Source organism: Amycolatopsis vastitatis (assembly GCF_002234595.1).
Lineage (GTDB): Bacteria > Actinomycetota > Actinomycetes > Mycobacteriales > Pseudonocardiaceae > Amycolatopsis > Amycolatopsis vastitatis.
The window spans coordinates 11930-26377 of the sequence record NZ_NMUL01000032.1; the positions used below are offsets into that span (position 1 = coordinate 11930).

Consider the following 14448-nt stretch of genomic DNA (forward strand, 5'->3'; position numbering starts at 1 on the left):
ATCGACGTGGCTACTCCGACCGAATTCAGGCTGCCGCGGTACGAGCAGGACCCGGACGGCACGCACCCGCCCCTCGACTTCAGCGGCTACGGCTCCACAGCGCTGCGGCACCCGAAGCAGGAACTGGTGCTGCTCCCGCAGATGCTCACCGAGGTCACCGGCCCGCTGCTCGGCCCCGGCCGGCTCGGCGAACACGACAACGACCTCACCCGGCAGCACGCGGGCGAACCGCAGGGACAGCGGATCATCGTCACCGGACGGCTGCTCGACGGCGACGGCCGCCCAGTGCGCGACTCGCTCGTCGAGATCTGGCAGGCCAACGCGGGCGGCCGGTACCGGCACACCGGCGACCGCTGGCCGTCGCCGCTCGACCCGAACTTCGACGGCGTCGGGCGCACCCTGACCGACAGCGACGGCCGCTACACCTTCACCACCATCAAGCCCGGCGCGTACCCGTGGAAGAACCACGACAACGCCTGGCGCCCGGCGCACATCCACTTCTCGGTGTTCGGCTCGGCGTTCACCCAGCGGCTGGTCACCCAGATGTACTTCCCGGACGACCCGCTGTTCTCCCAGGACCCGATCTTCAACTCGATCCCGGACGAGAAGGCCCGGCAGCGGATGGTCTCGCGCTACGACCACGACATCACCCAGGCCGAGTGGGCGCTCGGGTACCAGTTCGACATCGTGCTGCGCGGGCGCGACGCGTCGGTGTTCGAAGAGGAAGAGGACGAGGACTGATGCCCAGGCTGCTGCCCACTCCTTCGCAGACCGTCGGCCCGTACCTGTCGATCGGGCTGCCCTGGCCCGACGGCCCGCACGTCGTGCCCGAAGGCACCCCCGGCGCGTTCTGGATCCGCGGCACGGTCCGCGACGGCAACGGCGACCCGGTCCCGGACGCCATGATCGAGACCTGGCAGGCCGACCCCGGCGGCGGGTTCCGCCACCCCGACGACCCGCGCGGCGAGGCGTCCGGCGAATTTCGCGGCTTCGGTCGCTGCCCGACGAACCCCGACGGCACGTACGGGATCCTCACCCTGCTGCCGGGCGTCGTGCCCGGCGAGGGCGGCACCACGCAGGCGCGGCACATCGACGTGTCGGTGTTCGCGCGCGGCCTGCTGAACCGGGTCGTCACGCGGATCTACTTCGAAGACCAGGACAACTCCGGGGACCCGGTGCTGACGACCGTCCCGGAGGAGCGGCGCGGCACGCTGATCGCCGCGAAGACCGACGACGGCTACCGCTTCGACGTGCGCCTCCAGGGCGACGGCGAGACGGTGTTCTTCGCGCTGTGAACGGAGGTGAGCGCGTGAGCGCCGTGCGGGTGCACCGGGTGGTCGAGGGCCCGGAGGACGGCCCGGTCGTGGTCTTCGCCGGCTCGCTGGGCAGCGACCTGCGCATGTGGGAGCCGCAGGTCGCGCCGCTGGTCGAGCGCGGCTACCGGGTGGTGCGCTACGACGCCCGGGGCCACGGCGGCTCACCGGTCCCGCCCCCGCCGTACCGGCTGGAGGACCTCGGCGCCGACTTCGTGGCCCTGCTCGACGACCTCGGCGTCGAGCGCGCCCACCTGGTCGGGCTGTCGCTCGGCGGGATGACCGGCATGTGGCTCGGCGTGCACGTCCCGGACCGGATCGCGAGCCTGGTGCTGTGCTGCACCTCGGCCAAGCTGGGCCCGCCGTCGATGTGGGTGGAGCGCGCCCGCAAGGTCCGCGCGGAAGGCACGGCGTCGATCGCGGAAGCCGGGGTCGGCCGGTGGCTGACGGAGCCGTACGCGAAGAGCCACCCGGACGTCGCGGAGTTCCTGCGGGCGATGATCGCCGCGGTCCCGGCCGAGGGGTACGCGGCGTGCTGCGAGCTCATCGAGCGGATGGACCAGCTGGACGCGTTGCCGAAGATCAGCGCGCCGACGCTGGTCATCGCCGGCGCCGACGACCGGGCCACGTCGCCGGAGGAGCACGCCCGCCCGATCGCCGAGGCCATCCCCGGCGCGCGGCTGGAGGTGGTGGCGAACGCCTCGCACCTGGGCAGCTACGAGCGGCCCGCGGAGTTCACCCGACTGATCCTCGACCACTTGGAGCGAACTTGACGAACCGGCACGAGGACGGCATGAAGGTGCGGCGCGAGGTGCTCGGCGACGAGCACGTCGACCGCGCGGTCGCGGGCACCACGGAGTTCAGCCGCCCGTTCCAGGACTACATCACCGAGGGTGCCTGGGGCTCGGTGTGGGCCCGCGACGGTCTCGACCGCCGGACACGCAGCTGCGTGACGCTGGCGGCGCTCACCGCGTTGCACGCGCACAACGAACTGGCGATGCACGTGCGGGCCGCGGTCCGCAACGGCCTGACGGCCGCGGAGATCGGCGAGGTCCTCCTGCACACGGCGGTCTACGCCGGGGCGCCGGCGGCGAACGCGGCGTTCGCCATCGCGCAGCGCACCCTGGCCGAGCTCGGCGAGCCGAGCGCCCTGCCCGCCGACGCCGGATAAGGTGCCGGGCATGGACGTGGGGCGGCCCATCGAAGCCGAGCTGGACGGAGAGCCGGCGCACCGTGGCGCCCACCACGTGCAGTCGCTGGAGCGCGGGCTGGCCGTGATCAAGGCCTTCCACGCGGGCGCGGCGGAGCTGACCCTGAGCGACGTCGCCCGCGCGACCGGCCTCACCCGCGCGGCGGCGCGGCGGTTCCTGCTGACCCTGACCGACCTCGGCTACGTCCGCACCGACGGCAAGTACTTCTCGCTCACGGCCCGGGTGCTGGAGCTGGGGTATTCGTACCTGTCGAGCATGACGCTGCCGGAGGTGGCGCAGCCGCACCTGGAGCGCCTGTCCGCGGAGGTGCACGAGTCGAGCTCGGTCTCGGTGCTGGAGGGCACGGACATCGTCTACGTGGCGCGGGTGGCGGTTTCCCGCATCATGACGGTCAGCATCAACGTGGGCACCCGCTTCCCGGCGTACGCGACGTCGATGGGGCACGTGCTGCTGGCCGGGCTGAGCGCGGCGGAGCTGGAGGCGTACTTCGTGGTGGCGAGGCTCGACCGCCTGACGGAACGCACGGTCACCGCACCGGACCGCCTGCGCGCGGAGCTGGCCAAGGTCACCGCCCAGGGCTGGGCGATGGTCGACCAGGAGCTGGAGGAAGGCCTCCGTTCGGTGGCGGCCCCGATCCGCAACCGCACGGGCCGCGTGGTGGCGGCGGTGAACCTGTCGACGCACGCGAGCCGCACGACAGCGGAGTCGGTGGAGAAGAACCTGGTCCCCCCGCTCTTGGAGACGGCCCGCGCGATCGAAGCGGACCTGGCGGTCGGTGCCCCGGGCCGCGCCCATGGCTGAACCGGTCGCCGGTCTCCTCCTCGCCGCCGGAGCGGGCCGCCGGTTCGGTGGCCCGAAGGCTCTCGCCGAACTCGACGGGGAACCTCTCGTTCTCCGGGCCCTGCGTACCCTCGCCGAGGCGGGCTGTGCCCCGGTTCGCGTGGTTGTCGGCGCCGCCGCCGACGAAGTCCTCGCCCTGCTGCCCGATCCCTCCCAAGCCGTCCGGGCCGAAGACTGGGAGGCCGGCATGGGCGCCTCCCTGAAAGCGGGCCTGACCGCGCTCGAGGCCACCGAAGGCCCCGTCGCCGCCCTCGTTCACCTCGTCGACCTGCCGTGGGCCGGCCCGGACGTGCTCGCCCGCGTCGCCGCGCACGCGTCCACCGAAACGGTCGCCCGCGCCGCCTACGACGGTGTCCCCGGCCACCCCGTGCTGCTCGGACGGCGCTGGTGGGCCGAAATCGCCGACGCCGCCCATGGCGACCGCGGTGCCCGCGACTGGCTCGCCACCCGCACCGACCTCCGGCTCGTCGAGTGCGGTGACCTCGGCAGCGGCCGGGACGTCGATCGGCGGGCCGACCTGCCCGGGCGCTGACCCGCACGCGGCTTCCGCGCCGCCTACGATCGACACCGTGACGGACTCGCTCGCCTCGCCTGAAGAACTTGCCGCCGCGCTCGACGCGACCGGCTACCTCGCCGACGACGGGCTCGCGACCGCTGGGTTCCTCGCCCTGCGGATGGGCCGTCCGCTCTTCTGCGAGGGCGAGCCGGGCACCGGCAAGACGTCACTCGCCCTCGCGCTGGCCGCCGCGCTGGGCTTGCCGCTCATCCGCCTCCAGTGCCACGAGGGCATCGACGCCGCCCAGGCCCTCTACGAGTGGGACTTCCCGCGGCAGCTCCTGCACCTGCGCGCGCTGGAGGCCGCCGGCGACGGGCACATCGAGGTCGAGACCGCCGAGCGCTCGCTCTACACCGAGCGCTTCCTGCTGGCCCGGCCGCTGCTGCAGGCCCTGATCAGCGCGCCGTGCGTGCTGCTGGTCGACGAGATCGACCGCGCCGACGACGAGTTCGAAGCCTTCCTCCTGCAGCTGCTCGACGAACACGCCGTGACCATCCCCGAGTACGGCGAGGTCCGCGCCGAGCATCCCCCGTTGGTGGTGCTGACCTCGAACCGGACCCGGGAGGTGCACGACGCCCTCAAGCGGCGCTGCCTCTACCATTGGCTCGAACACCCGGACCTGGTGCGGGAGGTCACGATCCTGCGCCGTAGGATCCCGCGAATAGGTGAAGTTCTGGCTCGGCAGATCGCTGAAGCGGTGCATCGGCTCCGCGAAATGGACCTGCTGAAACCACCGGGAGTAGCGGAGTCACTCGATTGGGCGAGGGCTCTGTTGACTCTGGGGCGTGACGAGCTGGACGCGGCAACGGCGGCGCGGACGCTCGGGGCCGTCCTTAAATACAGCGAAGACCTCGACCGGGTCAGGGCGAAACTCGACGCCTTGTTCGCCTGACCACCCGGTCGGCGTGCCCGGTGTGGCGGAGCGGGGGAGGACCTGCGGATGAGCGTGGCGGAGACGACGGAGACGAGACCGCCGTCGGAAGCGGAGCCGGAGCGGCCGGGACCGGCCGGGACGGCGACCGCTAGGCGCGGGTGGCGGGGCAAGCTCGCCGCCGTGGCCGCGGTGCTCGGCGGGACCGCGCTGATCGCCGCGCACGCGTCGTTGTACGGCCGCTGGCTGATCGACGACGCGGCCATCACGTTCGCCTACTCGCGCAACGTCGCCGACGGCTTCGGGCCGGTGCTCCAGCCCGGCGCCGCGCCGGTCGAGGGGTACTCCAACCCGACCTGGATGGTCCTGCTCGCCCTCGGCAAGCTCGTCGGGCTGTTCGACCACGGCACGCTCTTCGGCGTCAACGACCAGATCCTCTTCCCGAAGGGGCTCGCGCTCGCCTGCTGCGCCGGCGTCCTCGTCCTGTTCTACTTCGGCGCGAAGACCCTCAGCCGCCGCCCGGCCCTGATCACCTTCGTCGCCGGTGCCTCGCTCGCCGCGATCCCGTCGTTCGTCATCTGGTGCTTCTCCGGGCTCGAGAACTCCTTCTACGCGCTCACCGTCGCCGCGCTCGCGGTGCTGATCCTGCGGGCCGTCCAGGGCGGCAGGCTCCTGGACACCCAGGTCGCGCTCGGTACCGGCCTGATCGCCATGCTGGCCGCGCTGACCAGGCCCGACGGGATCATCTACGCCGGCGCCTACCCGATCGTCGCGGCGCTGTTCCTCAAGCGGGAGCTGCTCGGCCGCAGCATCCGCGCCGTCGTCGTCTCCGTCGCCGGCTTCGCCGTGCCGTACGGCGCGTACGTGATCTTCCGGTGGTTCGAGTTCGGCCGGCTGGTGCCCAACACCGCCGTCGCGAAGGGACAGGAGCCGCCGACCCTCGACGACCTCGCCCGTCCCGGCGAGATCGTGTCCTACGTCGGCTGGCTGGTCGTCGCGGTCGCCGTCGCGTGCCTGGTGATGCTGCTGGTCCGGCCGTCGCGGCTGCGCACCGGCCTGATCGCGCTGCTGGTGCCGTTCGGGCTCACCGTGGTCGCCTACATCGTGCTCGAGTTCGACTGGATGGGGCAGCTGCGGTTCGCCACCCCGGTCTGGACGCTCGGCGCTTTCGGCGGCGCGATCGTGGTCGTCGAGGCACTGGCCGCGGCCCGGCTGCGCGGCCGGATCGTGCTCGCCTGCCTGCTCGTGGTGGCGCTGGTCAGCTCGGTGAGCGGGCTCTACGACCAGGGCAAGAGCTACCGCGCCAACGTCAAGACGGCGATGTGCATCGTCGCCGAGCGCGACGCCCAGGCCATCAACGGCTTCGCGGACATCCTCAAGCTGCCCGACACCGCCCAGGTCGGCCTCATCGACCTCGGCGGGACGTCGCTGGGCAGCCGCATCCGGGTGCTCGACCTGGCCGGCCTCGGCGACAAGCCGATCGCCGACTACCTGCACCGCGCCGACATGCAGGGCCTGCGCGACTACGTCTTCACCCAGGCCAAGCCCGAGCTGATCACGTTCATCGGCTCGTGGATCACCACGCTGCAGTTCAACCAGGACCCGCGGTTCGAGCGCGACTACGCGACGATCTTCCTCAACCCGAAGATCGGCGACATGACCGTGGACTCGCGCAACTGGGTCAGCTACCACGTCCGCCGCGACCTGGTCGACGACACCAAGCTCGCGGAACTCCAGGCGTACGCGCAGAAGACGCTGCCGCCGATCCTGGAGCTGAACAAGACGGCGGGCCTGCGTGGCTGCGCGAACATCCAGCCGGGCATGAAGGTCGCCGCCTGAGGCCAAGCCGCGAAAGCGCCCGTCCCGGAAGTCCACAAAGGACTTCCGGGACGGGCGCTTTTAATTGCGTTGCCCGCACCCGGGGGACTCGGGCATTCTTTTCCCAGCACAGCAGACGAGACCACCGAGAGGAGGAGATCGTGACCCGATACCGGAACCGCTGCGGCACGATCTCCCGCGCCGTTCGCTGAAATTCCCTTTCTTTTCCGAGGCTCTTCGCGCCCACCCGCCGCTACCTTGGGTCGGCTGCGGCGAAGAGCGCGGTCTGCGCGCCCGCCCGGGGAGGGGTGTGTGCGCAGACCGCTCCGTCCCGGTAGCTCAGCAGGACAGAGCGCGGCGCTACGAACGCCGAGGTCCGAGGTTCGAATCCTCGCCGGGACACCGACAGTGCACCTCGAATGCGCGCACAATGGAGGCATGACCACCGCCGCCGACCCCGTCGCCGGTTACGCCGGGTTCGCCGCCGCACTGCGCGAAGCCGGTGTCGCCTGCGACGCGCACCGCGTACAGGCGTACCTGGCGGCCGTCGCCGAGGTCGACGTCGCCGAGCCCACGCAGCTGTACTGGGCCGGCCGGCTGACCCTGTGTTCGAGCCCGGACGACCTGCCGTACTACGAAGAGGCGTTCGGCCAGTGGTTTTCCCTCGAGCCGCCGGCCCCGCAGCGCGCGAAGGCCGCCGTTCCGAAGCAGGCTCGGATCGCGCCCCTCGTCGACGCGGAAGGCGGCGACGCCGAGGGCGGTGACGGTCACGACCAGCTCAAGGTCGCCGCGAGTGCCCAAGAGGTGCTGCGCCACCGCGACCTCGCCGCCCTGACCACCGCCGAGCGCGAACACCTCCGCGAGCTGCTCGCCACCCTCCGCCCGCGACCGCCGCGGAGGCCGGCCGCGCGGAAGACCCCGTCGCGGCGGGGGCGGCTCGATCCTTCGCGGACCCTGCGGGCGATGCTCGCCAGCGGGGGCGAACCCCGGAAACTCGCGCACGTCCGGCGCGGCAGCAGGCCCCGGCGGATCGTGCTGCTCATCGACGTCTCGGGGTCGATGAGCCCGTACGCCGACGCCTTGCTGCGGTTCGCGCACGTCCTCACGCGGTCCGCTCCGCAGTTCGTCGAGGTGTTCACGCTCGGCACGCGGCTGACCCGGGTGTCGCGCCAGCTGCGCCAGCGCGACCCGGAACGCGCGATGCTCGCGGCGGGCTCGGCGGTGCCGGACTTCGCGGGCGGCACCCGGCTCGGCGAGACGCTGCGGGCGTTCCTCGACCGCTGGGGGCAGCGCGGTGTGGCGCGCCGCGCCGTGGTCACCGTGTTCTCCGACGGCTGGGAACGCGGCGACACCGCGCTGCTCGGCGAACAGCTCGCCCGGCTGCGCCGGCTCGCGCACGCCGTATTCTGGGTGAATCCGCACGCCGGCCGCGCGGGGTACGCGCCGGTCCAATCGGGCATCGTCGCCGCGCTGCCCCACATCGACCGGCTGCTGGCCGGGCACACCCTGGCCACATTGGAACGACTGCTCGGGGAGATTTCCGATGCGTGACGTACTGGACGACGTGTTCCGCCGCTGGTCGGCGGGGGAGACGGTCGGGCTCGGCACCGTGGTCGCCACCTTTTCTTCGGCGCCGCGGGCGCCCGGCGCCGCGATGGTCGTCGCCGGGGACGGCACCGTCGCGGGCAGCGTGTCCGGCGGCTGTGTCGAAGGCGCGGTCTACGAGCTGGCGCAGGAGGTCGTCGCCGAGCGGAAGCCGGTGCTGCAGCGCTACGGCGTCACCGACGACGACGCGTTCGCGGTGGGCCTGACCTGCGGCGGGATCATCGACATCTACGTCGAGCCGGTCGACCGCGAGTCGATGCCGGAGCTCGGCGAGGTCGTCGCCTCCGTGCGCGGGGGCGAGCCGGTCGCGGTCGTCACGATCATCGAGCACGAACGCGAAGGCCTGGTCGGCGAGCACATGATCGTGTGGCCGGACCGCACGGCGGGTTCGCTGGGCTCGTCGCGGATGGACGACGCGGTGGCCGACGACGCGCGCGGCCTGCTGGCCAGCGGCCGCACCGGCACCCTGCACTACGGCCCGGACGGGCAGCGCCGCGGCGAGGGGATGGCGGTGTTCGTCAACTCCTTCGAGCCGCCGCCGCGGCTCCTGGTCTTCGGCGCGATCGACTTCGCCGCCGCGATGGCGCGCATGGGCGCCTACCTCGGTTACCAGGTCACGGTGTGCGACGCGCGGCCGGTGTTCGCCACCGCCAGCCGGTTCCCGGACGCGCACGAGGTCGTCGTCGACTGGCCGCACCGCTACCTGCGTGCGGAGGCCGACGCCGGCCGCATCGACCAGCGCACCGCGATCGCGGTGCTCACCCACGACCCCAAGTTCGACGTCCCGCTGCTGGAGGTCGCGCTGCGCCTGGACGTCGGCTACGTCGGCGCGATGGGCTCCCGCAAGACCCACGACGACCGCTTCGCGCGCCTGCGCGAGGCGGGGATCACCGAGGCGGAGCTGGAGAAGCTGTCTTCGCCGATCGGCCTCGACCTGGGGGCGCGCACGCCGGAGGAGACGGCGGTGTCGATCGCGGCGGAGATCATCGCGCTCCGCTGGGGCGGCGGCGGCAAGCGGCTCGCGGAGCTTTCCGGGCGGATCCACGGCTGACGCCGGAGGGGGCCGATAAAAGTTCACCCGTCCGGATGTCCGCACATGCGGAGTCGTGTCGCGTCTCGACGCGTATCTGCGGAACCAGTAGTTGAACGTGTGACATCAGGGCTTGTCGGCGCGAAGGTCGCGTAGCACGCTCGGGGTTTGTGAGCCCGATCACTGTCGGGCAGGCCGTTCCCGAACCGCTTTTGGAGGCCTGATGCGCATCACCGTCACCGTCGACGGGACGAAGTACACCGACGAAGTCGAACCCCGCACCCTGCTCGTGCAGTACCTGCGGGAGCGGCTCGGCAAGGTCGGCACCGTCGTCGGCTGCGACACCAGCAACTGTGGCGCGTGCACCGTCCACCTGGACGGGCACAGCGTGAAGTCCTGCTCCGTGCTGGCCGTCCAGGCCGACGGCTGCGAGGTCACCACCATCGAAGGTCTCGCCCGCGACGGCAAGCTGCACCCGGTGCAGCAGGCCTTCCACGACAACCACGCGCTGCAGTGCGGGTTCTGCACGCCCGGGATGATCATGCAGTCGATCGACCTGCTGGCCGACAACCCCGACCCGGACGAGCACGCCGTCCGCGAGGGGCTGGAAGGAAACCTCTGCCGCTGCACCGGCTACCAGAACATCGTCCGCGCGGTCCGGGACGCCGCGAAGCACATGAGTCCCGGCGCCGGCCCCGAAGCCGAGCGGATCGCCGAGAACAAGCATGTCGGCGTGGGTGGTGACTGATGACCGCCACGATCGAACCGGAGGTCGGGAAGTCTCGCCGCCGCAAGGAGGACGAGCGGCTGATCACCGGCCGCACCCGCTGGACCGACAACATCACGCTGCCCGGCATGCTGCACCTGGCGGTGCTGCGCAGCCCGTACGCGCACGCGAAGATCGTCTCGATCGACACGTCGGCGGCGAAGAGCGCGTCCGGTGTCATCGCCGTCTACACCGCCGAGGACCTCGATCCGGACGGTGCGTTCGGCATGCCCTGCGCGTGGCCGATCACGCCCGACATGAAGGCGCCGCGCCGCCCGGTGCTGGCCGCCGGGACGGTCAACTTCGCCGGTGAGGGCGTCGCGGTCGTCGTCGCGCGGTCGTCGGCCGAAGCGCACGACGCGCTCGAGGAGATCGACGTCGAATACGACGAGCTGCCGGTCATCCTCGACATGGAAGCCGCCATCGCCGACGGTGCGCCGCTGGTCCACGAAGACCTGGGCACCAACACGAACGCGGTCTGGAAGTTCGACTCCGCCGAGGCGGGCACCGGCGGCAACGTCGAGGACGCGATCAGCTCGTCGGAGGTCGTGCTCAAGCGCCGCTTCCGCCAGCAGCGCCTGGTCCCGGCCTTCATGGAGCCGCGCGCGTGCGTCGTCGACCCGACCAGCGCGCAGATCACCGTGTGGTCGGCCACGCAGATCCCGCACATCCTGCGTGTGATGTCGGCGCTGACGCTCGGTATCCCCGAGCACAAGCTGCGCGTGATCGCCCCGGACGTCGGCGGCGGCTTCGGCGGCAAGATCGGCGTCCTGCCCGAAGAGATGATGTCGCTGCTCATCGCGCAGAAGCTCGGCAAACCGGTCAAGTGGAACGAGACGCGGTCGGAGACCATGCTCGCCGCCCACCACGGCCGCGACCAGATCCAGGACATCACCATTTCGGCGACCCGCGACGGCCGGGTCACCGGCCTGAAGGTCGAGCTGCTCGCCAACCTCGGCGCGTACAACGGCCTGGTCGGCCCGGGCGTCCCGATCCTCGGCGCGTTCATGTTCAACGCGATCTACAAGATCCCGGCGTACCACTTCGCGTGCACCAACGTGTACACGACGACGACGCTGACCGACGCCTACCGCGGCGCCGGCCGCCCGGAAGCGACGTTCGCGATCGAGCGGATCATGGACGAACTCGCCGTCGAACTGGGCATGGACCCCCTGGAACTGCGCGAGAAGAACTGGATCAAGCACGAGGAGTTCCCGTTCACCACGGTGTGCGGGCTGACCTACGACTCCGGCAACTACGAGGCCGCGACCGAGAAGGCCAAGCAGCTCTTCGACTACGACGGCCTGCGCGCCGAGCAGGAGAATCGCCGCGCGGCGAAGGACAAGGTGCAGCTCGGCATCGGCATCTCGACGTTCACCGAGATGTGCGGGCTGGCGCCGTCGCGGGTGCTCGGCTCGCTCGACTACGGCGCCGGCGGCTGGGAGTACGCGTCGATCCGGATGCTGCCCACCGGCAAGGTGGAGGTCACCACGGGCGCGTCCGCGCACGGCCAGGGCCACGAGACGGCGTGGAGCCAGATCGTCGCCGACCAGCTGGGTGTCGCGTTCGAGGACGTCGAGATCCTGCACGGCGACACGCAGTCCTCGCACAAGGGCCTGGACACCTACGGCTCGCGGTCGCTGGTCGTCGGCGGGATCGCCATCGTCAAGGCGGCGGAGAAAGTCGTCGCCAAGGCCAAGCCGATCGCGGCGCACCTGCTCGAATGCGCCGAGGACGATCTGGAGTTCGCCGGCGGCAAGTTCACCGTGAAGGGCACCGACACGTCCACGACCATGGGCGACGTCGCGCTCGCGACGTTCTTCGCGCACAACCTGCCGGACGGGGTCGAGCCGTCGCTCGACTCGGACGCGACTTTCGACCCGGAGAACTTCTCGTTCCCGCACGGCACGCACCTGTGCGCGGCCGAGGTGGACACCGAGACCGGCCGGATCAAGCTGCGCTCGTACGTCTGCGTCGACGACGTCGGCGTCGCGGTGAACCCGCTCATCGTCGAGGGGCAGGTGCACGGCGGGCTCGCGCAGGGCATCGCGCAGGCGCTGTTCGAAGGCACCGAGCACGACGAGAGCGGCACGCTCACCACCGGCACGTTCGCCGACTACCTGCTGCCCTCGGCGGCCGACCTGCCGTCGTTCACCACCGACCGCACGGAAACGCCGTCGACGACGAACCCGCTCGGCGCGAAGGGTGTCGGCGAGGCGGGGACCATCGCGTCCACCCCGGCGGTGGTCAACGCGGTGATCGACGCGGTGCGCCCGTTCGGGGTCGACGACATCGAGATGCCGCTGACCCCGATGCGGGTGTGGCACGCCATCCAGCACGGCACCACCGACGCGGGCGGCCCCGGCCGCGGCGAAGCGGGCGGCGGGCTCGGTTCCATCGACGCCACCGGAGGTGCGCAGTGATCCCGGCTCCGTTCGACTACGTCCGCCCGTCCACAGTGGACGAAGCGATCCAGGCGCTGGCGTCGGCGGGCGAGGACGCCAAGGTGCTGGCCGGCGGCCAGAGCCTGCTGCCGGTGCTGCGGATGCGGCTCGCCGCGCCGACCACGCTGATCGACCTCGGGCGCGTCGCCGAACTGCGCGGCATCCGCGAAGAGGGCGACGAGTTGGTGATCGGCGCGATGACGACGCACTACGACGTCCAGCGGGACGCCTTGGTGGCTTCGCACGCGGCCCTGCTCAAAGAGGCGACGGACACGGTGGCCGACCCGCAGATCCGCCACCGCGGCACGCTCGGCGGCGCGATCGCCCACGCCGACCCGGCCGGCGACCTGCTGGCGCCGGTGCTGGCGCTGGACGCTTCGCTGGTGGTGGCCGGGCCTTCGGGGCGCCGCACGGTACCGGCCGCGGACTTCTTCCGCGACCTGTTCACCACCGCGCTGGCCCCGGACGAGCTGCTGGTCGAGGTCCGCGTGCCCAAGCACACGGGGTGGCGGGCGCACTACGAGAAGTTCAACCGGGTCGCCCAGGCGTGGTCGATGGTCGCGGTGGCGGTCACTGTCCGCACCGAAGGGGGTGTCATCGAGGAGGCCAGTGTCGCGCTGACGAACATGGGCTCGACGCCGGTCCGCGCGTCGGGCGTAGAAGCGGCGCTGGTCGGCGTCCAGGCCTCGGCCGACTCGATCGCCGCGGCGGCTTCGCACGCGGCGGAGGGCACGAATCCGCCGGTCGACAGCAACGCCGACGTCGAATACCGCCGTCACCTCGCGGAGGTGCTGACGGGCCGGGCCATCGCGGCGGCGGCCGGAGCCTGAGCCGTCCGTTCGTCCCCCTGGCCGCCGTCCCGGCGGCGGCTAGGGTGGGCACCGGACACCTCAAGGACTGGCAGAGAGGAGGTCGGCCCGTGCGGCTCGACCACGAATTCACCGTCCCGGCTCCGATCGGCGAGGTCTGGCAGGCGGTCGTCGACCCCGAGCGCGTGGCGCCGTGCATGCCGGGCGCCACGTTGACCAAGGTCGAAGGGGACAAGTTCAGCGGCACGGTGAAGGTCAAGCTCGGGCCGATTTCCCTGCTGTACAAGGGGAACGGCGAGTTCCTGGAGAAGGACGAAGCCGCGCACAAGGTCACGATCAAGGCCTCGGGCAAGGACTCCCGCGGAGCGGGCACGGCGGCCGCGACGGTGACGTTGACGTTGACGGAGGCCGAGGGCGGAACCCACGGAGCGGTGGCGACGGACCTGGCGATCACGGGCAAGCCCGCCCAGTTCGGCCGCGGCCTGATCAGCGAGGTGGGCGGCAAGATCCTCGACACGTTCGCGGGGTGCCTGTCGGGCAAGCTGGCCCCGGAGAAGCCGGCGGCCGGGCAACCGGCGGCCGAGCCGGCCGCGAAGCCGGTACCGGACCCGGCCGCGCCGACAACCGAGCCGACGGCCACGGCCGAGCCGGTGGCCAAGCCCGAACCGGCGGTGAAGGCCCCGACCACGGCGGAGATCAACACGGAGCCGAAGGCCAAACCCGCGGACCGGCCGGCGCTGCACAGCGTCCCGGCGCCCCCGGAGACCGAAGCGATCGACCTGCTCGACTACGCGGGCCAGTCGGTGCTCAAGCGGGTGGCGCCGGTGCTGGTCGGGATCGCCGCGGTGGTGGGGTTGGTGGCGATCATCCGCGCGTTGCGCAAGTGAGCTGATCCGCCCTGGTGGCGCGGGTTGAGCGGTGTCCCGTCGGTGGTTGTGGTTTATGGCGATCGTGCGGGCGTTGCGCAAGTGAGCGGAGCTGCGTCGGTGGCGTGCCCGGGCGGTGTCCCCGTCCGCGCTCGATCGGTGGCTCCGGTGCTGGTCGGTATTGCCGCGGTGGTTGGGTGGCGAGTGCGCCCGTTGCGCGAGTGAGCTGATCCGCGCCGGTGGCCGGGCTTTGGCATCCTCCTTCGGTGAGCTGCCGGTGGGTTGCTGAGCTGGGCTGATCTACCCTGGGCGGGTCTTC

14 protein-coding genes and 1 tRNA gene are annotated in these 14448 nt (G+C 71.7%); all 15 read left to right on the forward strand.

All coding sequences use genetic code 11. The annotated features are described in order from the left end of the window. Positions 1-6: 6 nt before the first annotated feature. The 15 genes from pcaH (at position 7) to CF165_RS29805 (ending at position 14150) form a co-directional block, all read left to right on the forward strand. Positions 7-741: a protocatechuate 3,4-dioxygenase subunit beta gene (gene pcaH / locus CF165_RS29735; protein WP_093950909.1), complete on the forward strand. Its 735-nt coding sequence runs from the start codon at positions 7-9 to the stop codon at positions 739-741. Continuing rightward, positions 741-1295, forward strand: coding sequence for a protocatechuate 3,4-dioxygenase subunit alpha (gene pcaG, locus CF165_RS29740; RefSeq protein ID WP_093950910.1), 555 nt, complete (start codon positions 741-743; stop codon positions 1293-1295). Before pcaH ends, pcaG begins: the two co-directional genes overlap by 1 nt. A 14-nt stretch (positions 1296-1309) precedes the next feature. Beyond that, on the forward strand, positions 1310-2086 hold the full coding sequence (pcaD, locus tag CF165_RS29745) for a 3-oxoadipate enol-lactonase (protein WP_093950911.1): 777 nt from the start codon (positions 1310-1312) through the stop codon (positions 2084-2086). Continuing rightward, positions 2083-2484: a 4-carboxymuconolactone decarboxylase gene (gene pcaC / locus CF165_RS29750; RefSeq protein WP_093950912.1), complete on the forward strand. Its 402-nt coding sequence runs from the start codon at positions 2083-2085 to the stop codon at positions 2482-2484. The genes pcaD and pcaC overlap by 4 nt, the downstream gene beginning before the upstream one ends. A 10-nt stretch (positions 2485-2494) precedes the next feature. Continuing rightward, positions 2495-3325: an IclR family transcriptional regulator domain-containing protein gene (locus CF165_RS29755; protein WP_093950913.1), complete on the forward strand. Its 831-nt coding sequence runs from the start codon at positions 2495-2497 to the stop codon at positions 3323-3325. Then, positions 3318-3896 carry a nucleotidyltransferase family protein gene (locus CF165_RS29760; protein ID WP_093950937.1) on the forward strand — a complete coding sequence of 193 codons (579 nt, stop codon included), beginning with the start codon at positions 3318-3320 and terminating at the stop codon, positions 3894-3896. Before CF165_RS29755 ends, CF165_RS29760 begins: the two co-directional genes overlap by 8 nt. A 37-nt stretch (positions 3897-3933) precedes the next feature. Next, a complete protein-coding gene (locus CF165_RS29765) occupies positions 3934-4812 on the forward strand; it encodes an AAA family ATPase (protein WP_093950936.1) in 879 nt (292 codons plus the stop codon). 48 nt (positions 4813-4860) lie between these two features. Beyond that, positions 4861-6630, forward strand: a complete 1770-nt coding sequence (locus CF165_RS29770) for a glycosyltransferase family protein (RefSeq protein ID WP_093950914.1) — start codon at positions 4861-4863, stop codon at positions 6628-6630. A 307-nt stretch (positions 6631-6937) separates the two neighbouring features. Then, positions 6938-7011, forward strand: a tRNA-Arg gene (locus CF165_RS29775). A 36-nt stretch (positions 7012-7047) separates the two neighbouring features. Next, positions 7048-8160: a vWA domain-containing protein gene (locus tag CF165_RS29780; protein WP_093950915.1), complete on the forward strand. Its 1113-nt coding sequence runs from the start codon at positions 7048-7050 to the stop codon at positions 8158-8160. Next, positions 8153-9265 (forward strand): XdhC family protein, encoded by a 1113-nt coding sequence (locus CF165_RS29785; RefSeq protein ID WP_093950916.1) that lies wholly within the window; start codon positions 8153-8155, stop codon positions 9263-9265. The genes CF165_RS29780 and CF165_RS29785 overlap by 8 nt, the downstream gene beginning before the upstream one ends. A 202-nt stretch (positions 9266-9467) precedes the next feature. Beyond that, complete coding sequence (locus tag CF165_RS29790) at positions 9468-9992, forward strand: (2Fe-2S)-binding protein (RefSeq protein ID WP_093950917.1); 525 nt, start codon at positions 9468-9470, stop codon at positions 9990-9992. Continuing rightward, a complete protein-coding gene (locus tag CF165_RS29795; RefSeq protein WP_093950918.1) occupies positions 9992-12433 on the forward strand; it encodes a xanthine dehydrogenase family protein molybdopterin-binding subunit in 2442 nt (813 codons plus the stop codon). Before CF165_RS29790 ends, CF165_RS29795 begins: the two co-directional genes overlap by 1 nt. Further along, a complete protein-coding gene (locus CF165_RS29800) occupies positions 12430-13284 on the forward strand; it encodes an FAD binding domain-containing protein (protein ID WP_093950919.1) in 855 nt (284 codons plus the stop codon). The genes CF165_RS29795 and CF165_RS29800 overlap by 4 nt, the downstream gene beginning before the upstream one ends. A gap of 89 nt (positions 13285-13373) precedes the next feature. Continuing rightward, entirely contained in the window at positions 13374-14150 is a 777-nt protein-coding gene (locus tag CF165_RS29805) for an SRPBCC family protein (protein ID WP_093950920.1), read from the forward strand. Positions 14151-14448 lie beyond the last annotated feature (298 nt).